The 22,499-nt window shown below is 72.0% G+C and carries 18 protein-coding genes; 6 read left to right on the top strand and 12 right to left on the bottom strand.

The window, feature by feature from the left end; all coding sequences use genetic code 11:
- Positions 1-97: 97 nt before the first annotated feature.
- On the bottom strand, positions 98-838 hold the full coding sequence (locus AB0H21_RS17905) for a RodZ domain-containing protein (protein WP_358517477.1): 741 nt from the start codon (positions 836-838) through the stop codon (positions 98-100).
- Positions 839-937: 99 nt separating this feature from the next.
- Positions 938-3,499 carry a DNA translocase FtsK gene (locus AB0H21_RS17900; protein ID WP_358517475.1) on the bottom strand — a complete coding sequence of 854 codons (2,562 nt, stop codon included), beginning with the start codon at positions 3,497-3,499 and terminating at the stop codon, positions 938-940.
- A gap of 208 nt (positions 3,500-3,707) precedes the next feature.
- Here AB0H21_RS17900 and AB0H21_RS17895 point away from each other — a divergent pair, with 208 nt between their 5' ends.
- Positions 3,708-4,685: a sugar kinase gene (locus AB0H21_RS17895; RefSeq protein WP_358517473.1), complete on the top strand. Its 978-nt coding sequence runs from the start codon at positions 3,708-3,710 to the stop codon at positions 4,683-4,685.
- Here AB0H21_RS17895 and AB0H21_RS17890 read toward each other — a convergent pair.
- The 4 genes from AB0H21_RS17890 to dapA form a co-directional block, all read right to left on the bottom strand.
- Complete coding sequence (locus AB0H21_RS17890) at positions 4,675-5,439, bottom strand: IclR family transcriptional regulator (RefSeq protein ID WP_358517471.1); 765 nt, start codon at positions 5,437-5,439, stop codon at positions 4,675-4,677. The two genes, AB0H21_RS17895 and AB0H21_RS17890, sit on opposite strands and share 11 nt — an antisense overlap.
- A gap of 171 nt (positions 5,440-5,610) precedes the next feature.
- A complete protein-coding gene (locus AB0H21_RS17885) occupies positions 5,611-6,168 on the bottom strand; it encodes a DUF402 domain-containing protein (protein ID WP_358517470.1) in 558 nt (185 codons plus the stop codon).
- A gap of 50 nt (positions 6,169-6,218) precedes the next feature.
- Positions 6,219-7,904, bottom strand: coding sequence for a ribonuclease J (locus AB0H21_RS17880; RefSeq protein ID WP_358517468.1), 1,686 nt, complete (start codon positions 7,902-7,904; stop codon positions 6,219-6,221).
- A 262-nt stretch (positions 7,905-8,166) separates the two neighbouring features.
- The gene (gene dapA / locus AB0H21_RS17875; protein ID WP_358517466.1) at positions 8,167-9,081 is read right to left on the bottom strand and encodes a 4-hydroxy-tetrahydrodipicolinate synthase; all 915 of its coding nucleotides are present in this window, start codon (positions 9,079-9,081) and stop codon (positions 8,167-8,169) included.
- Positions 9,082-9,573: 492 nt separating this feature from the next.
- On the opposite strand from dapA, the gene AB0H21_RS17870 reads away from it, so the two are divergent.
- Entirely contained in the window at positions 9,574-10,317 is a 744-nt protein-coding gene (locus AB0H21_RS17870; protein WP_358517464.1) for a GntR family transcriptional regulator, read from the top strand.
- 296 nt (positions 10,318-10,613) lie between these two features.
- Here the strand turns inward: AB0H21_RS17870 and AB0H21_RS17865 are convergent, their stop codons facing one another.
- A complete protein-coding gene (locus AB0H21_RS17865) occupies positions 10,614-11,441 on the bottom strand; it encodes a DMT family transporter (RefSeq protein ID WP_358517462.1) in 828 nt (275 codons plus the stop codon).
- Positions 11,442-11,703: 262 nt separating this feature from the next.
- Between AB0H21_RS17865 and AB0H21_RS17860 the strand changes: the two genes are divergently transcribed.
- From AB0H21_RS17860 to AB0H21_RS17845, 4 genes are all read left to right on the top strand, one after another.
- Entirely contained in the window at positions 11,704-13,110 is a 1,407-nt protein-coding gene (locus AB0H21_RS17860; protein ID WP_358517460.1) for a PLP-dependent aminotransferase family protein, read from the top strand.
- A gap of 177 nt (positions 13,111-13,287) precedes the next feature.
- On the top strand, positions 13,288-13,944 hold the full coding sequence (locus AB0H21_RS17855) for a CGNR zinc finger domain-containing protein (protein WP_358517458.1): 657 nt from the start codon (positions 13,288-13,290) through the stop codon (positions 13,942-13,944).
- A gap of 169 nt (positions 13,945-14,113) precedes the next feature.
- A complete protein-coding gene (locus tag AB0H21_RS17850) occupies positions 14,114-14,698 on the top strand; it encodes a GNAT family N-acetyltransferase (protein WP_358517457.1) in 585 nt (194 codons plus the stop codon).
- A gap of 140 nt (positions 14,699-14,838) precedes the next feature.
- Complete coding sequence (locus tag AB0H21_RS17845; RefSeq protein ID WP_358517455.1) at positions 14,839-15,708, top strand: 1,4-dihydroxy-2-naphthoate polyprenyltransferase; 870 nt, start codon at positions 14,839-14,841, stop codon at positions 15,706-15,708.
- 175 nt (positions 15,709-15,883) lie between these two features.
- Here AB0H21_RS17845 and dapB read toward each other — a convergent pair whose 3' ends face one another.
- From dapB to AB0H21_RS17820, 5 genes are all read right to left on the bottom strand, one after another.
- Positions 15,884-16,621, bottom strand: coding sequence for a 4-hydroxy-tetrahydrodipicolinate reductase (dapB, locus tag AB0H21_RS17840; RefSeq protein ID WP_358517453.1), 738 nt, complete (start codon positions 16,619-16,621; stop codon positions 15,884-15,886).
- A gap of 173 nt (positions 16,622-16,794) precedes the next feature.
- A complete protein-coding gene (locus AB0H21_RS17835; RefSeq protein WP_358517451.1) occupies positions 16,795-18,105 on the bottom strand; it encodes a pitrilysin family protein in 1,311 nt (436 codons plus the stop codon).
- Entirely contained in the window at positions 18,102-20,444 is a 2,343-nt protein-coding gene (locus AB0H21_RS17830) for a polyribonucleotide nucleotidyltransferase (RefSeq protein WP_358517449.1), read from the bottom strand. Before AB0H21_RS17830 ends, AB0H21_RS17835 begins: the two co-directional genes overlap by 4 nt.
- A 422-nt stretch (positions 20,445-20,866) precedes the next feature.
- Positions 20,867-21,136 (bottom strand): 30S ribosomal protein S15, encoded by a 270-nt coding sequence (gene rpsO, locus AB0H21_RS17825; protein WP_358517447.1) that lies wholly within the window; start codon positions 21,134-21,136, stop codon positions 20,867-20,869.
- Positions 21,137-21,328: 192 nt separating this feature from the next.
- The gene (locus tag AB0H21_RS17820; protein ID WP_358518033.1) at positions 21,329-22,279 is read right to left on the bottom strand and encodes a bifunctional riboflavin kinase/FAD synthetase; all 951 of its coding nucleotides are present in this window, start codon (positions 22,277-22,279) and stop codon (positions 21,329-21,331) included.
- Between the last annotated feature and the right edge of the window lie 220 nt (positions 22,280-22,499).

Here is a 22,499-nt window from a genome sequence, read left to right as displayed (position 1 = left end):
CGCGCCGCGAAGCGGGTCACAGAACGTCAGCGAACAGGCTCGGAAAAGCTTGGTCAGATTAAGTCAGATCAGGTCAGAGAGTATGTCACGCCGGCGGTCACCGCGCGCCGGGCGTTTCCGGGCCGAAGGACTTGTGGACGAGCTGGCCGATCTTCCCCGGCACGCCCAGGTGCTTGCCATTGACCTCCAGGTCGACGCCGCCGGCGTTGCCGATCGTGACCCGCACCTCCTTGTGCGCCTTCCACGTCGAGGTGCGCCCCGCCGGCAGCGTGCCGCGGAACATCTGCTTGCCCTTGCCGTCGCTGACCTCCAGCCAGGACGGCTTGGTCGCCTTGACCTGGAGCGTCACAACGTCGCTCTCCGGCTTGGCGGCCTTCTTCGCGTCACCTTGGGACTTGCCGACCGGGACGGGCGCCTTGGGGACGCCGGCCTTGGGCTCGGCAGTGGTGGTGTCGCCGGACCCGCTCATCACCCGGGCGACCCCGAAGACTGCGACGATGGCCAGGGCGATCGCCATCGCCGTCGACCAGTTGGGGCTGCGGCGCTCGCGGAGCTTGATCGTGCTCTCGGCCTGGAAGACGGCGGCGGCGCGCACGGGCAGGGGAACCCCGCCGTGTTCCTCATCGAACTGGTGCACGATCGCGTCGGGATCCAGCCCGAGAGTCTTGGCGATGTTGCGGACGTGACCCCTGGCGTAGAAGTCGCCGCCGCAGAGCGAGAAGTCGTCCCGCTCGATGGCATAGATGACCGTTTCCCGGATACGCGTGCGGCCGCTCAGCTGAGCGACCGTCATGCCCGCCGCGTGACGTGCCGCGGCCAGCGTCACTCCAATGCTCATACGTCCCCCTCGCCGTGCACCTGCGCTACGCGCCCGTATTCCGACGATGCGTAGTCATTCACATTCAACCAGTTACCGAGGGGGTCGGTCGCGGAGGGGTCACTCTCCCCGCAAGTCGGCGAGCAGGCCGGGCAGGTCGTCGGGCTTCACCATCACCTCGCGCGCCTTGGAGCCCTCGCTGGGGCCGACGACGTTCCTGCTCTCCAGCAGGTCCATCAGGCGGCCGGCCTTGGCGAAGCCGACGCGCAGCTTGCGCTGGAGCATCGACGTGGAGCCGAACTGCGTGGAGACGATGAGCTCGGCCGCCTGGATCAGCAGGTCGAGGTCGTCGCCGATGTCCTCGTCGATCTCGCGCTTGGCGGCCGCGGTGGCGGCGACATCCTCGCGGTACTCCACCTGCATCTGCGCCTTGCAGTGGGCGACGACGTCGTGGATCTCCTTCTCGGAGACGAACGCGTTCTGCAGCCGCATCGGCTTGCTGGCGCCCATGGGCAGGAACAGCGCGTCACCCTGGCCGACGAGCTTCTCGGCGCCGGGCTGGTCCAGGATGACCCGGGAGTCGGCCAGCGAGGACGTCGCGAACGCGAGCCGGGACGGCACGTTGGCCTTGATCAGCCCGGTGACGACGTCCACCGATGGGCGCTGAGTGGCGATCACGAGGTGGATGCCGGCGGCGCGGGCGAGCTGGGTGATGCGGACGATCGAGTCCTCGACGTCGCGGGGGGCGACCATCATCAGGTCGGCGAGCTCGTCGATGATCACGAGCAGGTAGGGGTACGGCTGGTAGACGCGCTCGCTGCCCGGCGGGGGCACCAGCTTTCCGGCGCGGACGGCCTTGTTGAACTCGTCCACGTGCCGGAAGCCGCTGGCCGCCAGGTCGTCGTAGCGCCGGTCCATCTCCCCCACGACCCATTCGAGGGCCTCGGCGGCCTTCTTGGGGTTGGTGATGATCGGCGTGATCAGGTGGGGGATGCCCTCGTAGGTGTTGAGCTCGACCCGCTTGGGGTCGACGAGCACCATGCGCACCTCGTCCGGGGTCGCGCGCATCAGGATCGAGGAGATGAGCCCGTTGACGCAGACGGACTTTCCCGCGCCGGTGGCGCCGGCGATGAGCAGGTGGGGCATCTTGGCCAGGTTGGCCACTATCGTGCGCCCCTCGACGTCCTTGCCGAGGCCCACGATCATCGGGTGCTGGTCGGCCTGGGCGACCTGCGAGCGCAGCACGTCGCCGAGGCTGACCAGGTCCTTGTCGGTGTTCGGGATCTCCACGCCGATCGCGGACTTGCCGGGGATCGGCGACAGGATGCGCACGTCGGCGGACTTGACGGCGTAGGCGATGTTCCTGGTGAGCGCGGTGACCTTCTCGACCTTGACGGCGGGGCCCAGCTCGATCTCGTACCGCGTGACCGTCGGGCCGCGCGTGAAGCCGATCACCTGCGCGTCGATCGAGAACTGCTCCAGCACGCTGGTGAGCGCGTTGACGACGACCGTGTTGGCCTTGGTCTGGGGCTTGGGGGCCGTGCCGGAGCGCAGCGTGGAGACGTCCGGCAGGATGTACGGGCCGGCCTGCGGGGACAGCACGAGTTGCTCGACCTTGCGCGGGGCCGGCGAGGGGTGGGGAGGCTCGGAGACGGCGGGCCTCGGCGGCTCGTCCTCCTCGTCGACCAAGCCGGGCACGATCTCCGGGGAGTGGTCGGGCCGGGCGGGCGGGGCGCCGGGCGCGTCGGCGACCAGGGGCGTGTCGTACGGCTTGACCAGGTCGGCGGGCTCGGCGTCGCCCGCGCCGTCCTTGCCGGTGGCCGCGCCCTTGCGGGTGCGGCGGGCGGGCTTCTTCTCCCCCGGCTCGCCCGTCACGGCCTTGTCGGAGGACTTCTGGAACAGCATGTGCTGGATCTCGGCCAGCCGCTCGGGCACGCGGTGGACCGGCGTCGCGGTGATCACCAGCACGCCGAAGCCCGACAGCAGCAGCAGCAGCGGGATCGTGATGAACGCCGGGAGGATGCTGGAGGGCGGCGCCGAGACGATGAAGCCGATCATGCCGCCCGCGGCCGAGACCTTGTCCATGCCGTCGGTCTTCGCTGGTCCCGAGGGGTACGGGGTGGCGTGCGCGACGTGGATGATGCCGAGCAGGCCCGCCAGCAGCGCCGCCCAGCCGATCATGATGCGGCCGGTGTCGGCGTTCTGGTCGGGGTGACGCAGCAGCCGCCAGGCGACCAGCCCGAGCATCAGGGGCACCGCCCAGGCCAGGGACCCCACGGCGCCGCGCAGGACGGAGTCCACGATGGTCGCGAACGTGCCCTGGGCGGAGGTGCGCCAGGTCATGGCGGCCAGGACGATGGCGGCGCCGAGGACGGCCAGGCCGAGCCCGTCGCGGCGGTGGGCCGGGTCCAGCTCGCGCGCCTGGTTGCCGAAGGCCCGCGCGGCGGTGCCGATGCCGTTGGCGATGAGCAGCCATACGCCGACGAAAAGCTTCCCGATGGCGATGAAGACCCAGCTGATCGGGTCCGGCGGCGCGGCGGCGGGACGGCGCGCCGGGCGGCCCTGCGGACGCCCCGCCGCGGCCCGCGCCTGCGGACGCTTGGCGGAGGGGCGCGACGATGAGGACGGAGTGGACCGCTTCGCCGACCCCTTCGGGGTGGTTTTCGACGTACGGGTGGCCATGGTACCGAGGGTACGCATGAGGCGGACCGGACTCCGGGAGCGACGCGCCGCACATGACCGTGTTCTATGTATTGGTTTCATATTTTATGTAATGAAATTACCGCTGACACTGGTCCAGGGTGCGCCCGGACACGAGTTCCACGGTGATGTTTGGCATGATGTCCTCCGGATTCACCCTGTTGCATTACATGCAATCAGATCCCGTTACATGAATCAGGAGCCCGCCATGGACGTGATGGTGATCGGTGAACCGCTGGTCGAGTTCTCGGCGTCCGGCCCGCTGACCGAGGCGGACACCTTCCGGTTGTCGTTCTCCGGCGACGCCCTCAACGCCGCCGTGGCCGCCGCCGCGACCGGCGCGCACGTCGCCCTGGTGACGCTGGTGGGCGACGACGAGTTCGGCGAACGGCTGGTCCGCTTCGCGGCCGCGCACGGCGTCGACACGCGGTGGATGCGGCGCGGCGCGGGCTCGACCGGCGCCTACGCCGTCGGTGCGGACCCGAGCGGCGAGCGGGCGTTCACGTACATGCGGGCGTGCAGCGCGGCCTCCCGGATGGGCCCGGACGACGTGGCGGCGGCGCCGCTGGAGGAGACCGCCGTCCTGCTGGTCAGCGGCGTCACGGCCGCCCTGTCGCGGTCCTGCGCGCAGGCCGTGCTGCACGCGGCCCAGACCGTGGACGCCGCCGGGGGCAGGGTCGTCTACGACCCGAACTACCGGTGGCGGCTGACCGGCCCCGAGGCAGCCGCCGCCACGCTGGCCTCCGTCGCACCCTGGGCGGCCCTGGTGACCCCGTCCAGCCCCGGCGACACCCTCCCCCTGCTCGCCACCGCCGACCCCGCCGAGGCCGCGCGCGCGTGCCTGGCGCTCGGGGCGCGGGCCGTGGCCGTCACCCGCGGGCCCGACGGGGTGCTGCTCGCCGACGGCGAGGGGACTCCGGAGGACGTGCCCGCGATCCCGGCGGCGGCGATCGTCGACCAGACGGGCGCGGGCGACGCGTTCGCGGGCACGCTCGCCGCGCGGCTCGCCCTCGGGGCGCCCCTGCGTGAGGCCGTGCGCGCCGGTACGGCCGCCGCCGCCATCAGCCTGGCGGGCCAGGGCGGCACCGGGCGCGTGGCGACGCCCGAGGAGATCGAGCGCCTGCTCGCCGGCAGCCCCGGCGTCGCCGGCAACGGGCTCAGCGGGTGAGGGCCGCCGTCGGGGCGCCGAGGGCCAGCGAGACCTCACGGGCCGCGGCGACGACCACGGGGGCGAGCGCCACCAGGGCGTCGCGTTCCATGTCCATGGCCAGCGTGGAGATGGATATTCCGCCCAGCACCCGGCCGGTGTGGTCGAACACGGCCGCGCCGACGCAGCGGACGCCGGGCTCGTTCTCCTCGTCGTCCATCGCGTAGCCGAGCTCCCTGACCTTGCCGAGGTGGGCGAGCAGATCGCCCACCTCGGTGAGGGTGGCGCCGGTGAGCCGCGCCAGGCCGGCGCGGGCGGCGATGGCCCGCACCTCGTCGTCGTCCAGCTCGGCGAGGACGGCCTTGCCGATCGCGGTGCTGTGCAGGCGCAGGCTCATGCCCACCCGCGAGGGCATCTGGTACGGCCTGCGCCCTTCGAGCTTCTCGACGTAGACGGCCTCGTCGCCGCCGCGGATGCCGAAGTGGGTGGTGTAGCCGGTGCGCTCGTGCAGCGCGCGCAGCGCGGCCGACGCCTGGTGGGAGGGGTCGAACCGGCTCATGACCTTGCCTGCCAGGGTGAGGATGCGCGGCCCCGGCTCGTACCCCCCGACCCCGTCGGCACGGGCGAACCCCCACTCGACGAGCGACTGGAGGATGCGATGGACGGTCGACTTGGAGACGCCCGTCGCCGCCGCGATGTCCGTGACGCGGTGGTGCTCGGCGATCGCCTCCAGCACCGCCAGCGCCTTGTCGATGGAGCTGCCTTCCCTGACCACGCACCGAGCCTACTAAGACCGGGCCTACTAGGAGCGGCCGCCGCCGGGAGTGCCCGACGTCATCGGGCGAGCCGGCCGCCGTCCACGGCGAGCACGTGCCCGTTCACGTAGTCCCGAGTAGTCCCGTGCCCCCGCCGTCAGTCCCGGACGCCGCCGGGTCCGACCCCTCGCTCAGCGGACCTCGGCGAGCCAGCGTTCGTGGGCGCCGTCGAAGGGGGACGTGCGGGCGGCGATGGCGGTCATCAGCCAGGCGGCCGCGCTCTCCGCCTGGCCGATGACCTCGCCCGGATAGCCGTAGCGGGCGAGGTGCTCGGCGAACTCGTCCTCGTCGTCCACGAACAGGCGCCCGTCGCGCATCAGCAGCACGTCCAGGTCCAGGTCGACCATGGTGACCCGGCCGTCGGCCCAGCGCGGCACGGTCGTGATGTCGCAGTAGATCGCGCACCTGCCCGGCCGGTCGTTGAAGGTCGCGGTGTACCACGCGTCACGCGGGAACAGCATCACGAACGCCTGCTCCCAGACGACCGGCGGCTCGGAGCCCCGGGCCCCGCTCGTGCCCGCCGGGCACCCGAGCCAGGCCCCGTGCTCGTCCTCCCCCAGCAGCCACCCCTCGTGGTGCCAGTGGAGCGACCCGTCGTACTTCGTGTACACGACCTCGGCGGCCGTGCCGGTGACGCCGACCGTGGAGGCGGGGGCGTTCACCGGCGATCCGGCCCGGTTCTCAGGCATACGGCTCCTCGTGCGCGGGTTCGAGTGGCGGCACGTGAAACCTACGCCGGTCAGACCTCCACGACCACCGGAATAATCATGGGACGGCGGCGGTAGGTGTCGCTGACCCAGCGGCCGACGATGCGGCGGGTCACCCTGCGCATCTGCTGCAGGTCGGCGACGCCGTCGGCCGCGGTGCCCTCCAGCGCGCTCTCGATCAGCGGGATGACCTCGTCGAACGCCTCGATCTCGATGCCCGACCCGCGCGCGTAGACCTCCGGCCCGCCGGTGACCTTGCCCGTCGTCGAGTCGACCACCACGACCACGGAGATGAAGCCTTCGTCCCCGAGGATGCGGCGGTCCTTGAGCGCGACGTCGGTGACCGCGCCGACCGAGGAGCCGTCGACGTAGACGTAGCCGCACTGCACGTTGCCCACGATCTTCGCCCGGCCGTCGACCAGGTCCACGACCACGCCGTCCTCGGCGATGACGATGTGGTCGTCGGGGACGCCGGTCAACGCCGCGAGCTTGGCGTGGGCCCGCATGTGGCGCCATTCGCCGTGCACCGGCATGAAGTTGGACGGCTTGGTGAGATTGAGGACGTACAACAGCTCACCGGCGGCGGCGTGACCCGAGACGTGGACCGTGGCGTTGCCCTTGTGCACCACGCGGGCGCCCCAGCGGGTGAGGCCGTTGATGACCTTGTTCACGGCGGTCTCGTTGCCCGGCACCAGCGACGACGCCAGCACGACGGTGTCGCCCTCGGCCACGCGGATCGGGTGGTCGCGGTTGGCCATGCGCGACAGCGCCGCCATCGGCTCGCCCTGGGACCCCGTGCAGATGAGCACGACGTCCTCCGGCGGCCATTCCTCGATCTCGCGGGAGTCCACCAGCAGGCCCGCCGGCACGCGCAGGTAGCCCAGTTCGCGGGCGACCCCCATGTTGCGGACCATCGAGCGCCCGATGAGCGCGACCTTGCGGCCGTTCTCCTCCGCGGCGTCGAAGATCTGCTGCACGCGGTGGACGTGCGAGGCGAAGCAGGCCACGATGATGCGCTTGGTCGCGCTGCGGAAGACCTCGTCGATCACCGGGCCGATGGTGCGCTCGCTCGGGACGAAGCCCGGCACCTCGGAGTTCGTCGAGTCCGACATCAGCAGGTCGACGCCCTCGGAGCCGAGCCGGGCGAACCCGCCGAGGTCGGTGAGGCGGCCGTCGAGGGGGAGCTGGTCCATCTTGAAGTCGCCGGTGTGCAGGACGATGCCCGCGGGCGTCCTCAGCGCGACGGCCAGCGCGTCGGGGATGGAGTGGTTGACCGCGAAGAACTCGCACTCGAACGGGCCGAACCGCTGCCGCGTCCCCTCGGCGACCTCGACCTTGACCGGCTGGATGCGGTGCTCGGTCAGCTTGCTCTCGATGAGGCCGAGCGTGAGCCGCGAGCCGACCAGCGGGATGTCGGCGCGCTCGCGCAGCAGGTAGGGCACGGCGCCGATGTGGTCCTCGTGGGCGTGCGTCAGGACGACGGCCTCGATGTCGTCCAGGCGGTCCCTGATGTAGGTGAAGTCGGGCAGGATCAGGTCGACGCCCGGCTGCTCGGGCTCGGGGAACAGCACACCGCAGTCGACCACCAGCAGCCGGCCGTCGAACTCGAACACCGCCATGTTGCGGCCGATCTCGCCGAGCCCTCCGAGCGCGACGATGCGCAGGCCGTTCTCCGGGAGCGCCGGAGGCGGCCCGAGCTCGGGATGCGGATGACTCATGCTCTACCCCCGTGTCCCACGGCCCGCCGCCCGCACACGACTCCCTCGCCGAGCCGTCCGGCGCCTCGCAGGCCGCGTTCTCTGTTTCCGATTCTCAAACCCCTCTGTTCCTCCCCACCGCGCCGTCGCGCGGCCTGTAGCGGTCCCGCATGTCCCCGCCGCTCGCGTCCGTCCGTCTCCCCTACGGGAGGGACGGGCGGACGCGCGGCGGTCACGTCATCGTGGCGCCCTTCACGGCCCCTCGCGGACGCCTGCCCGGGCGTCAGCCGGGCAGCTTCACCCCGCCCGCGAGCAGGTCCTCCCTCAGGACGGCGATCTGTTCCGGGGTCGCGTCCACGAGCGGGAGCCGCACGGGGCCGGCGTCCCTGCCGAGCAGGCCGAGGGCCGCCTTCGCCATGATCACCCCTTGGGTGCGGGTCATGATGCCGGTTACCACGGGCAGCAGGCGCCGGTTGACGTCACGGGCGCCCTCGGCGTTGCCGGAGCGGAAGAGCCGGATCATGGACGCGAGCTCGGAGCCCACGACGTGGCCCACCACGCTGACGAACCCGACGGCCCCGGCCGCGAGCCAAGGCAGGTTGGAGGCGTCGTCACCGGAGTAGAACGTGAGCCCCGTGGCCGCCATCACCTGGGCGCCGGCGAACAGGTCGCCCTTGGCGTCCTTGACGGCGACGATGCGCGGGTGGTGGGCCAGGCGCAGCAGCGTCTCGGTGGCGATGGGCGTGCCCGTGCGCCCGGGGATGTCGTACAGCATCACCGGCAGGCCGGTCGCATCCGCGGCGGTCGTGAAGTGCCGGTACAGCCCCTCTTGAGGGGGCTTGTTGTAGTACGGCGTCACCAGCAGCAGGCCGTGGGCCCCCACGCGCTCGGCGGCCTTCGCCAACTCGACCGTGTGGCGGGTGTCGTTGGTGCCCACCCCGGCCACGACGGTCGCGCGGTCGCCGACGGCCTCCAGCACCAGGCGCAGGATCAGCTCTTTCTCCGCGTCGGTGGTGGTGGCGGACTCTCCGGTCGTGCCGCTCACGACCAGCCCGTCGTTGTCCTGCTCGTCGACGAGGTAGGTCGCCAGACGCTGGACGCCTTCGGCGTCGACGGCGCCGTCTGCGGCGAAGGGGGTGACCATGGCGGTCAGCAAGCGGCCGAAGGGCGCGTCGGAGGTTCCTGTTGGCGATGCCATAGACGGAACGGTACCCGGATCCGGCGGGATCGGTGGACCCCGCCACCCCGGATCCGCATGCGAGGAGCGTTCGGTGGGGCTTATATGGCTTCACCGGTAGTTGCCCGGCTAGGCCGGGAGATGGATAGAGGCCGCCGATATGTGCTCGGGGGTACACACATCGACGACCTCTGTCCGTGTTATCGACGTGGCTTACGTGGGTGTTACACGACTCTGAGGAGAATTTTCCGGCGATCTTCGCGCGCCTCCCCGCACCCCCTGGCCGACCGCGTCTCCGCAGGTCCTGCCGGAGGTTCCCACGGTGGCCCGCGCCGCAGGTCGCCACGGCGGGCCCGGAGGGCGGGGCCGGTCGCGCGCGGGCCCGCGCCGCCGTCCGGCGGCCGCGAGACGGCGTCCGTAAAGTTGGGACCCCAACCCGTCTCCATTACTCCCCGCTGTCTCCTGATTACGGCAAGATAAGAAAACGATCTCGCACGCCTCAGGGATGGACGGATGACTGGAAACGACCCGGTGTACCTCCGTGTTGTCGAAGAGTTGCGGGCGCAGATAGCCGACGGCACCCTGCCGCCCGGGGCGCCGATCCCGTCTCGCGCCCAGCTCACCCAGCGGTTCCGCGTCGGCGAGACCGCCGCCCGCCACGCGTTACGAGTGCTGGCCGCCGAAGGGCTGATCATCGGCCGGGTCGGCTCCGGCCACTACGTCCGCGAGAAGTCCGTGCTCTATCCCCTCCAACGTTCCCGCCACACCGACCACGACGCCCCGTTCGCCGCCGACATGCAGGCGGGCGGCCACCGCGCCACCTGGGACTGGCGCAGCGAGCCCGTCCGCGCCGGGCGCGAGATCGCCCGGCGCCTTCGGCTGGAGCCAGGCGACCCGGTGATCCGCACGCGCTACGTCTTCCGCGCCGAGGGCAAGCCGATGCAGCTCGCCACCTCCTACGAACCCGCCGAGCTCGGCAAGGGGCAGCCCGTCCCCGAAGAGGGCACGAACAACGGGCGCAGGAGCCTGCTGTCCCGCATGTCCGCCGCCGGTGTCAAGATCACCGACATCCGCGAGAGCGTCCACACCCGCGTCCCCCAGCCCACCGAGAGCGACCTGCTCGACCTCCCCACCGGCGTCCACATCCTCCACGTCGAGCGCACCCACTGGGCCGGCGACCGCCCCGTCGAGACCAGCGACATCGTCGTCCCCGGCGACCGCTTCCGCCTCGTCTACTCCGTCCCCCTCGGCGCCTGACCACCCACCATCCCCTTCACTCCCGGGTCCGCTTGTGGGGAGCTCCACCTTCCGCGCCCACGTGGCCCCTACCACCCGCCCCCACGGACTGGCTCCTCACGGCGCCGCGGGTAGGGACGTCGGCGAAGTCGGCGCCTCATATGGCGAAGCGCCACGGGGCGCTTCGTGACCGGGCGGTATCGCGTACCAGGCCCGGCGGGGTCGCCGTGGGCGCGCTGTGCGGGGCTGGGAGGGGTTTTGAGGGGCGTGGCATTCCTCGGGATGAGGGCGGGGGGATTCGCGGCCTGTGGAGGCGTTCAGGCGCGTGTGCGCTGGGTTGTGGCGACGCACAGCAGGACGGCGAGGGCTCCGGCGATCGTGGCGGCTTCCAGGCGCTCGCCAAGCAGGAGCCAGGCCCACAGCAGCGACAGGAGCGGCTGCACGAGCTGGGTCTGGCCCGCGCGGGCGATGCCGCCGGCGGCGAGCCCGGCGTACCAGGGGATGAATCCCAGGAACATCGACACCAGGGCCACGTAGGCGAACCCGGCCACCGACCCGGCCGTCGGGTGCGACGGCGTGACCACGGCGAGCACGACCGTGACGGGGACCGTAACCGGGGCCGCGAGCACGAGAGCGTACGAGATGACCCGCCAGCCCGGGGTGTGCCGGGCCAGCCTGCCGCCCTCGGTGTACCCGGCCGCCGCGCAGAGCAGGGCCGCGAGCAGCAGCAGGTCGGCGAGGGACGGGCGCCCGCCTCCCCGGCTGAGCGTGAACACCGTCACCGACACGGCCCCGGCGGCGCAGGCCACCCAGAACAGCGGGCGCGGCCGCTCCCCCGCGCGCAGGACGGCGCACACGGCGGTGGCGGCCGGGAGCAGCCCGATCACGACGGCGGCGTGCGACACACTCGCCCCCGCGTCCAGCGCCAGCCCGCTGAACAGCGGGAACCCGAAGACCACGCCGAGCCCGACGACCGCGTACGACCGCAGGTGGGCGCGCGGCGGGAGGAGCGGGGCCCCGGCGGCCACCAGGCAGATCCCCGCGACGAGCGCCACGACGGCCGCCCTGCCGATGGCGACCAGGTAGGGATCGAACCCCCGCATCGCGAGCTCGGTGCCCGGAAAGGTCCCGGAGAAGGCCAGCACCCCGAGCCCGGCGAGCGCCGTCCCCCTCCAGACGCCCCCGCCGGGCCGCGCGTCACGGACGACCGGACCACCCGCCCCAGCGAGCCGCCGTCCGCCTCCAGCGATCCCCGCCTCTTCAGGACCACGGGCTGTCGCCTCTTCGGGGCCGCCCGGCGTCGCGCGCCGTCGCTCCCGGGGATCGGGCGTCGCGCGCCCCCGCCTCGCTGAACCCGACTTTTCACGCGATACCGCCGAGGGAACGATAGCGCTATTCTTGTCTCTCATGGATGACGATAGCAGTATCGCCCGGCTCGCGGGGCTGCTGCGGGACGAGGCCGCCCGGGTCGGGCCCGGCGGACGGTTGCCGTCCAGCCGGGAGCTGACGCGGCGGCACGGGGTCAGCCCCGTCACGGTCTCGCGGGCGCTCGCGGCGCTCGCCGCCGAGGGCCGGGTGGTCACGCGGCCGGGCATCGGGGCCTTCGTCTCCGCCCCGCCCTCGGCGACGGCGGGCGACGGCACGGACGTGTCCTGGCAGACCGTGTCCCTCGGCGACAGGTCCGTGGACGACACGGCCGTCAGCGGCCTGCTCACCCCACCGCCCGAGGGGGTCATCCCGCTCACCGGCGGCTACCTGAACCCCGGCCTGCGCCCGTCCAAGGCCCTGGCCAACGCCGCCGCGCGCGCCGTGCGCCGCCCGGACGCCTGGGCGCTGCCCCCGCTGAACGGCCTCGCCGAGCTGCGCCGCTGGTTCGCCACCGAGGTCGGCGGCGGCGTCACCCAGGCGGACGTGCTGATCACCAGCGGCGGCCAGGCCGCGCTGACCCACGCCTTCCGCGCCCTCGCGGCCCCCGGCCAGGCGATGCTCGTCGAGACCCCGACCTACCCGGGCGCGCTCGCCTCGGCGCGGGCCGCCGGGCTACGCGCGGTCGCCGTGCCGATGGACCGCGAGGGCGTGCGGCCGGAACTGCTGGCCGAGGCGTTCGCGGTCACCGGCGCGCGGGTCTTCTTCTGCCAGCCGACCGTGCACAACCCCACCGGCGCCGTGGTCCCGCCCGCGCGCCGCGAGCAGATCCTCGCCGTGGCCCGGGCCGCGGGCGCGTTCGTGATCGAGGACGACTACGCCCGCTACCTGACGACGGAGCCCGTGCCGCCGTCGCTCGTCACGCTGGACACCCACGGGACGGTCGTTCACGTCAACTCGCTCAGCAAGATCACCGCGCCGTCCATGCGGGTGGCCGCGGTCATCGCCCGGGGCCCGGCCGCGCGACGGCTCAGGGCCTCGCAAGTCGTCGAGTCGTTCTTCGTGGCCCGGCCGCTTCAGGAGACGGCGCTGGAGTTCCTGGGCTCGCCAGGCTGGCGCCGCCACCTGGCCGGGGTCGCGGCGGAGATCACGGTGCGGCGGGACGCGCTGGCGTCGGCCCTGGCCCGCCACCTGCCGTCCGCCGTCGTCCGGCCGGTGCCGCAGGGCGGCCTGCACCTGTGGGTGCGGCTGCCGCGCGAGGTCGACGAGACCGCCCTGGTCGAGAGCGCGCAGCGCGCGGGGGTGCTGGTGAGCCCCGGCGCTATCTACCACCCCGCCGAGCCTCCGGGGCCGCACATCCGCGTGACGCACATCGCGGCGGCGCACGTCGCCGAGCTGACGGAGGGGGTCCGCCGCCTCGGCGCGGCCCTGGACGCCCACCTGTCCTGACCGTTCCGTCCCCACGCGGGAGTGCGGGGCGTCTTCCCGGTCACCACACGGCACCATCCCGGCGCGGGGGTACGGGGCGCATTCCCTGTCACCGGGCGGCGCCAACCGGGCGCGGGAGTGCGGGGTGCCAGGGCGCTCGATACCAGGCGAAACCCTCTACTGGCTTACAGTGGTCACATGGACGCGCCGGCCGAACTGCTCCGCGACTTCGTGAACACCTACGACGTCCAGGGCGACACCGACGAGCTGGCCTCACCCGCCGAGCTCGCCATCTGGCTGCGGGAACGCGGGCTGATCTCCGAGGCGGACCGCGCCGTGGACGATGACTGGGCGCTGGCCGTCAACCTGCGCGAGGGCCTGCGCTCCGCCCTGCGGCACGAGCACGCGCCCGAGGCCACCCGCGATGCTCCGGCGCCCGGCCCGGTGGCAGACACTCGGGGGCCCGGTCCTGCGACCGAGACACCGGCGCCCGGCCCGGTCGCGGAGGCTCTCGCGCCCGGCCCGGTGGCCGAGGCCGCGTCCACCCGGCTGGAGGCCGCGCTCGCGGCGCTCCCCCTGCGGATCACGCTGGTGGACGGCGCGCCCGCTCCCGAACCGCTCGCCGAGGGCGCGGCGCGGGGGCTCGGGCTGATCGCGACGGCCGTCCTGCGGGCGCACGCCGACGGCTCGTGGCCGCGACTGAAGGTCTGCGCCGACAGCACCTGCCAGTGGGCGTTCATCGACTCCTCCAAGAACCGTTCGCGCGCGTGGTGCTCGATGCGGGTGTGCGGCAACCGCACCAAGACCCGCGCGTACCGCGCCCGCCGCCAGCAGAGCGCGCCGCGAGCGTCCTGAACCCGGCCCGCGAGCGCGTCGGGGGCGGGGACGTTCACCGGGCCTGCCGTCCCGCTACGGCGCGGCGATCACCCGGCGTTCCCCGGGCAGGCGATCATCGGTGGCGGGTTCATGGTCGCCCGGTGGACCCGGATACGGTGTGGGGGCCGAGGAAAGGAGGCCTGCCGATATGGCAGACGTGGGGGTACGGCCCGCGCGGCGTGAGGACGTCCCGGCGGTGACGGCCACCCAGATCAGGGCGTGGAAGAGCGGCTACGGCCGGTTCATGCCCGAGGAGCCGCTGGAGCAGATGACCGGGCCGTCGGCGCGGGAGCTGTGGAGCCGCCAGTGGGAGGAGGCCGTCGTGGCGCCGCCCTCGCCGCGCCACCGCCTCCTGGTCGCCGTCGAGACCGAAGACCTTCTGACCTCACTCGCCGAGAGCCACGGCGAGCCCGGCGGGCAGCGGGTGGTCGGCCTGGCCTCGCACGCCCCCGCCGAGGACCCGGACCTCGACCCGTCCACCACGGCCGAGCTGCTCACCCTGCTCGTCGACCCCGACCACACCCGCAGGGGCCACGGCAGCCGGCTGCTCAACGCCACCGTCGACCACCTGCGCGAGGACGGTTACGCCTCGGTCGTCACCTGGGTCTTCGCGGACGACCACGCGCGGCTGAGCTTCCTGACCTCGGCGGGGTGGGCCCCGGACGAGGCCGAGCGCGTCCTGGACATGGGCCGCCCGGTGAAGATGATCCGCCTGGCCACGGACATCAGCTGATCACGCCCATCCGCGCGGCGCTCGGGCGAGGCACCGTCGTACGACCCGGACGGTCATGAAATACCCTGCATAGGCGAATCCGGCCTGGAACGGGGTTCCCCGCCCGGCCGCGGACCGAATCGGTGGAAGAGGAAACGACGTTGGCGACACCCGCTCAATGGCTGGCGGGGGCACGACCCCGCACCCTTCCCGCGGCGGTGGTCCCCGTCGCCGTGGGCACGGGCGTGGCGGTCTCGTACGGCGCGGCGAGCTGGTGGCGGGCCGTGGTCGCGCTGCTGGTCGCGCTGATCCTCCAGGTCGGCGTGAACTACGCCAACGACTACAGCGACGGCGTGCGCGGCACGGACGAGGCGCGGGTGGGCCCGCTGCGGCTGGTCGGCTCGCGGGTGGCCTCGCCCCGCTCGGTGCTGCTGGCGGCCTTCGGGTGCTTCCTGGCTGCGGCCGTCGCGGGCCTGGCGCTGGTCGTGGCCACCAGAGCGTGGTGGCTGCTGATCGTCGGGGCGCTGGCCATCGCCGCCGCCTGGTTCTACACCGGAGGCTCACGGCCGTACGGCTACCGGGCGCTCGGCGAGATCTCCGTGTTCGTGTTCTTCGGCCTGGTGGCCGTGGCCGGCACGACGTACGTCCAGATGGAACGGCTTCCGTGGCTCGCGGTCGCGGCGGCGGTGCCGGTCGGGCTGCTGGCCTGCGCGCTGCTGGTGGTGAACAACCTGCGCGACATCACCACCGACGGCCCCGCGGGCAAGCGCACGCTCGCGGTCGTGCTCGGCGACACCCGCACACGCGTGCTCTACGTCGCCTGCCTGCTGGTTCCGTTCATCGTCGCCCTGGCCCTGGCCTTCGTACGGCCGTTCGCCGCGCTGACCGTGCTGGCGCTGCCGCTCGCCCTGGTGCCCGCCAAGGCCGTGCGGGACGGAGGGAACGGGCGGGCCCTGATCGCCACACTGCAACAGACCGGCCGCCTCCAACTCGCCTTCGGCCTGCTCTTCACCATCGGCCTCGCCCTATAGCCAAACCACTTGGGCCGCCGTAGCGAGGTCCTGGAGAAGATGAAACTGGAGGCCGCTGCGCCCGAGCATCCGAAACGACCCGTGACAATCCACCACCGGCCCTTTCGCTTGGCGCTACCCGGATTCGTCCAGGACGATCCTGGTAGCGCGGGTGGACGGGCAGGGCGGATGCGCGTCAGAGGTCGAGGAGGTGTTCCAGGCCGATGGTGAGGCCGGGGAGGTCGCGGACGCGGCGGACGCCGAGCAGCACGCCCGGGGTGAACGACGAGCGGTTCATCGTGTCGTGCCGGATCGTGAGGATCTCGCCGTCGCCGCCGAGCAGGACCTCCTGGTGGGCGATCAGCCCGGCCAGGCGCACGCCGTGAATGTGCACGCCCTCGACGTCGGCGCCTCGCGCGCCGGGCAGCTCGGAGCTGGTGGCGTCCGGCATCGCGCCGAGGCCCGCCTTGCGCCGCGCCTCGGCGACCAGTTCGGCGGTGCGCCGGGCGGTGCCCGAGGGGGCGTCCGCCTTGTTCGGGTGGTGCAGCTCGATGATCTCGACCGACTCGAAGAAGCGCGCGGCCTGCTGGGCGAAGTGCATCATCAGCACCGCGGCGATGCCGAAGTTCGGGGCGATCAGGGCGTTGACGCCGGGGTTCTCGGCCAGCCAGCCGCGCACGACCTCCAGGCGGGCCGCGTCGAAGCCGGTCGTGCCCACCACCGGGTGGACGCCGTGCTCGATGCACCACCGCAGATTGTCCATGACGACGTCGGGGTGGGTGAAGTCGACGACGACCTCGGCCGGTGTGAGCGACTCGATGGGGTCGCCGGCGTCGACCGCCGCGACGAGCTCCATGTCCTCGGCCGCGTGGACCGCCTTGCAGACTTCGACACCGACGCGCCCGCGGGCGCCCAGAACTCCAACCCTGATCACGATGCCCAAGCGTAGCGCCAAACCCGGGTCCTCCGGAGAAGACCCGGGCGGGTGCGGCCACGCCCGGACGTGGCCACGATCGGCTTCTCAACGGCCCGGCGCCTGGCCCCGGGACGGGAGCCCGGGGCCGGCGGAAGGCGATCCGTTCAGGCCGTTGAGATCGTTCGGGCGGTTCAGGCGATGAAGGAGCTGAAGTCCTTGTCGCCGTACGGACCGATGACGGCGAGCGTCATCGGCCGGGAGAGGATCTCGCGCGCGATGGCGTCGATCTCCTCGGGGGTGACGGCCTCGATGCGGGCCAGCACCTCGTCCACCGACATGAGCGTGTCGTACACGAGCTCGCTCTTGCCGATGCGGGACATGCGCGACCCGGTGTCCTCGAGGCCGAGCACGAGCCCGCCGCGCATCTGACCCTTGCCGCGGGCGATCTCCTCCTCGGTGATGCTCTCGGCGACGACCCGGGAGATCTCCTCGCGGCAGATCTTCAGGACATCGTCGATCTTGCCGGGGAGGCAGCCGACGTAGACGCCGAACTGGCCTGTGTCGGCGTACTGCGTGGTGTAGCTGTACGCCGAGTAGGCCAGGGCGCGCTTCTCGCGGATCTCCTGGAACAGGCGCGAGGACATGCCCCCGCCCAGGGCCGCGTTGAGGACGCCGAGGGCGAAGCGCCGGTCGTCGGTGCGCGACAGCGCGGTGGTGCCGAGGACCAGGTTGGCCTGCTCGGTGGGCCGGTCGATCAGCCGCGCGCCCGAGCGCGCCACGGCCCCCTCGCCCGACAGGCGCGGGGCCACCGGCTCGGCCGTGCCGCCGAGCGCGCCCGCCCGCTCGTACGCCGTGGCGACGAGCTCCACGACCCGCTCGTGCGAGACGTTGCCGCACACCGAGACCACGGTGTGCGGGGGCAGGTAGTAGCGCTGGTAGTACTCGGCGATGCGGTCGCGCGAGAGCGCGTTGATCGACTCCACCGAGCCGAGGATGGGCCGCCCGATCGGGACGTCGCCGTACAACTCTGCGGAGAACGCCTCATGCACGGCGTCGGACGGGTCGTCGTCGTGCATGGCGATCTCTTCGAGGATCACGCCGCGCTCGGACTCGACGTCCTCGGCGGTGACCAGCGAGGAGGTCACGACGTCGGCGAGGACGTCGATCGCCAGGGGCAGGTCCTCGTCCAGGACCCGCGCGTAGTAGCAGGTGTACTCCTTGGCGGTGAAGGCGTTGATCTCGCCGCCGATGCCCTCGATCGCCGCGGAGATCTCCAGGGCGTCGCGGGTCGGAGTGCCCTTGAACAGCAGGTGTTCGAGGAAGTGGGTGGCCCCCGTGTGCTCGGGGGCCTCGTCACGTGATCCGATGCCGACCCACATGCCGACCGCCACGGAGCGGACGGTCGGCATGGTCTCGGTCACCACCCGGAGCCCCCCGGGGAGGACGGTGCGGCGTACCACCCCGGCGCCGTCCCTGCCGGGGTGCAGAGTCGTGGTCGTCACGAGTTGCGGTCGTCCCGTCCGCCGCGGGTGCGGGCGCGCCGCGGCCGGTCGCCGCCGCGCTCCTCACGGGGCTCGCGGGCCTCGCGCGGCTCACGGAACTCCGGCTCGGGGTGGGAGCCGCCGTCGACGTCGACGTCACCGCCGCCGCTCTCGGCCTTGGCCGCGGCCTCCTTCTCGATGACCTCGACCGGCACCAGGGACAGCTTGCCGCGCGAGTCGATCTCGGCGATCTCCACCTGGATCTTGTCGCCGACGTTCATGACGTCCTCGACGTTCTCGATGCGCTTGCCGCCGTGCAGCTTGCGGATCTGGGAGACGTGCAGCAGGCCGTCCTTGCCGGGCATCAGGCTGACGAACGCGCCGAAGGCCGCGATCTTGACGACCGTGCCCAGGTAGCGCTCGCCGACCTCCGGCATGTGCGGGTTGGCGATCGAGTTGATCGTGCTGCGCGCGGCCTCCGCCGACGGGCCGTCGGTGGCGCCGATGTAGATCGTGCCGTCGTCCTCGATCGTGATCTCGGCGCCGGTGTCGTCCTGGATCTGGTTGATCATCTTGCCCTTGGGGCCGATGACCTCGCCGATCTTGTCGACCGGGACCTTGATCGTGATGATGCGCGGCGCGGTCGGGTTCATCTCGGCCGGGGAGTCGATCGCCTCCTGCATGACCGAAAGGATCGCCAGCCGCGCGGCCCGGGCCTGCTTGAGCGCCGCGGCGAGGACCTCGGCCGGGATGCCGTCCAGCTTGGTGTCGAGCTGGAGGGCGGTGATGAGCTCGCGGGTGCCGGCGACCTTGAAGTCCATGTCGCCCATGGCGTCCTCGGCGCCGAGGATGTCCGTCAGCGTGACGTACTGGCCGCCCTCGCCGATGAGGCCCATCGCGATGCCCGCCACCATCTCCTTCAGCGGGACACCCGCGTCCAGGAGCGACATGGTGGAGGCGCAGACCGAGCCCATGCTGGTCGAGCCGTTGGAGCCGAGCGCCTCCGACACCTGGCGGATGGCGTACGGGAACTCCTCGCGGCTCGGCAGCACCGGCAGCAGCGCCCGCTCGGCGAGCGCGCCGTGGCCGATCTCGCGGCGCTTGGGCGAGCCCACCCGGCCGGTCTCGCCGGTGGAGTAGGGCGGGAAGTTGTAGTTGTGCATGTAGCGCTTGGTGCGCTCGGGGTTGAGCGTGTCGATCATCTGCTCCATGCGCAGCATGTTCAGCGTGGTGATGCCCAGGATCTGGGTCTCGCCGCGCTCGAACAGGGCCGAGCCGTGGACCCGCGGGACCACGTGGACCTCGGCGCTGAGCTGGCGGATGTCCTTGGTGCCCCGGCCGTCGATGCGCACGCCCTCGGTGATGACGCGCTCGCGCATGAGCTTCTTGGTGAGCGAGCGGAACGCGGCGGAGAGCTCCTTCTCGCGGCCCTCGAAGTCGGGCCCGACCTTCTCCAGTGCCAGCGCCTTGACCCGGTCGAGCTCGGTCTCGCGCTCCTTCTTGCCGGCGATGGTCAGCGCGGAGGCCAGCTCGCTCTTCACGGCGCCGGCGACGGCCTCGTACGCGTCCTCCTGGTAGTCCAGGAAGATCGGGTACTGGGCGGTCTCCTTGGCGGCGACCTGGGCGATCTTGTTCTGCGCCTCGATCAGCACCTTGATGAACGGCTTGGCGGCCTCCAGGCCCTCGGCCACGGTCTCCTCGGTGGGCGCGACGGAGCCCTCGGCGACGAGCCTGAGCGTGTCGCGGGTGGACTCGGCCTCGACCATCATGATCGCGACGTCGCCGTCCTCCAGGACCCGGCCGGCGACGACCATGTCGAAGGTCGCGCCCTCGAGCTCGGAGTGGGTCGGGAACGCCACCCACTGGCCGTTGATCAGCGCGACGCGGACGCCGCCGATCGGGCCCGAGAAGGGCAGCCCGGCGAGCTGAGTAGAGAGGCTGGCCGCGTTGATCGCGACCACGTCGTACAGGTGGTCGGGGTTGAGGGCCATCACCGTGGCCACGACCTGGACCTCGTTGCGCAGGCCCTTGACGAAGGACGGGCGCAGCGGGCGGTCGATCAAACGGCAGGTGAGAATGGCGTCCTCGGACGGCCGGCCCTCACGGCGGAAGAACGAGCCGGGGATGCGGCCCGCGGCGTACATCCGCTCCTCGACGTCGACCGTGAGCGGGAAGAAGTCCAGGCCTTCCTTGGGATGCTTGGACGCGGTGGTGGCGGACAGGACCATCGTGTCGTCGTCAAGGTAAACGACGGCGCTTCCCGCCGCCTGGCGCGCGAGCCGCCCGGTCTCGAACCGGACGGTACGCGTGCCGAACGAGCCGTTGTCTATGACGGCTTCCGTGCTGTGGACACCCTCCACGGGGGACCTCCTCTTGGGTCGGTCGCCCGCGTCCGTGCTGTCTCGCATGCTCAGGCACTCTCGCCGAGCGGCCGGGCGTCTTCGCGTTCGGCCCGCTCGTGCCTGGCATCGTGCCTGCCGGCTCCCCGTCATGTGCAGCGCCGGTCTTCGATCGAAGCACCCGGGCTGTACGGCGATCTCGCCGTCGACATCCGGAAGCCACTACCGAGGACCGGCCCGCAGGCGTCACGGGGACGCGCGTGTTCAGCGCTGTGCGGACGCGGGGCACTTCTTCGGCTGTTCAGTTGTCTTTCATCACATCAGGCCAGTGTGCTCAATCAGAGCCCGGTCGCGCTACGACGCGCCGACCATGTTTCCCCGTATCAAGGTGGCCTTTGCCCTGATATGAGAGAGGGAGCGGCAGGAAGCCGCTCCCTTCCACATTATCGACGCAGGCCGAGCCGCTCGATGAGGGTGCGGTACCGCGTGATGTCCTTGCTCATGAGGTACTTCAGCAGGCGGCGCCGACGGCCGACCAGCAGCAGCAGCCCGCGGCGGCTGTGGTGGTCGTGCTTGTGGGTCTTGAGGTGCTCGGTGAGCTCGCTGATGCGCTTGCTCAGCAGAGCGATCTGCACCTCAGGGGACCCGGTGTCCCCATCGCCGGTACCGTAATCGGCGATGATCTGCTTCTTGGCGGCGGTGTCGAGCGACACGGCTCTCCTTAGATCTTCTACGGGCGCACGCGACTGGTCGAATGTCTACGAACGACCGTGTGCGCCTACAGTCGCCGTAAATGCCGACGGGCAGCGCGCAGCGCGCCGAAACCGAGCCGACACGTCAGGCTACCACCGCCGCGGCACCACCGCGCTCGATGCGCGCACCCCACCCCGGGCGCCCCGGGCCGGTCACCCGGCGATCAGGCGCCGGGCCTCGTCGACATCGCGGCGCATCTGCTCGACGAGCGCCTCGATCGAGTCGAACTTCAGCGTGTCGCGAAGCCGCACGGCGAAGTCGACCACCACATGGGCGCCGTAGAGATCGAGATCGTCGCGGTCCAGGGCGTACGCCTCCACCGTGCGCTCGACGCCCTCGAACGTCGGGTTGGTGCCGATGGAGATCGCCGCCGGCCAGCGGTGACCGTCGTACGGCGAGGGCGACTGGACGCACTCGAGCCAGCCCGCGTAGACGCCGTCGGCCGGGATCGCCGTGAACGGGGGCGACTCGACGTTGGCCGTGGGAAACCCGAGCAGGGCCCGGCCCCGCTGGTGGCCCCGGACGACCACGCCCTCCACCCGGTGGGGACGGCCGAGCGCCTCGGCCGCCGCCGCGACGTCGCCGGAGGCCAGGCTCTCTCGGATCGAGCTGGAGGAGATCGCCTCCCCGTCGGTCACCAGAGGAACCCCCTCGGCGACGAAGTCGTACTTCTCGCCGAGCTCGCGCAGCGTGTCGACGTCGCCCGCGGCCTTGTGGCCGAACCTGAAGTTCTCACCCACGACCACGCCCGCCGCGTGCAGGCGGTCGACGAGCACGGCCTGGACGAACTCGTCGGGGGTCATCCGGGAGAACTCCAGCGTGAACGGCAGCACGCAGACCGCGTCCACACCGAGCGCGCCGAGCAGCTCGCCGCGATGCCGGGGCGTCGTGAGACGGGTCGGGTGCGCGCCCGGCCTCACCACCTCGTCCGGATGGGGGTCGAACGTGATCACCACGGAGGGGAGGCCGAGATCGGCCGCCAGGGCCACAGCCCGCGTGACCATGCGCTGATGCCCCCGGTGCACGCCGTCGAACACCCCGATCGTGATGACAGACCTGCCCCAGTCTCTGGGCACGTCTTCGAGTCCGTGCCAGCCCTGCACCTCGACCCCGTTCCTGTGCTGATCTTCGTACCCGTTCACCACGCCTGCCGTGCGGGATGATTTTCTCCACACGGGGTCGAGAGTAGCCCACTCGGGCGGGCGGCTTGAGCCCGGAGCCGCACAGCGGGGGGGACTACGGGGTGTCGTACCCGCGAGCGCGCCCGCTCATGGACACCCCCGGAGGTCGTACGTGACGATCATCCCTGCCCGCCGCGTGCCG

This window comes from Sphaerisporangium sp. NPDC051011, from assembly GCF_040653595.1.
GTDB lineage: Bacteria > Actinomycetota > Actinomycetes > Streptosporangiales > Streptosporangiaceae > Sphaerisporangium.
This window is presented reverse-complemented; position numbering and strand designations above follow the sequence as displayed.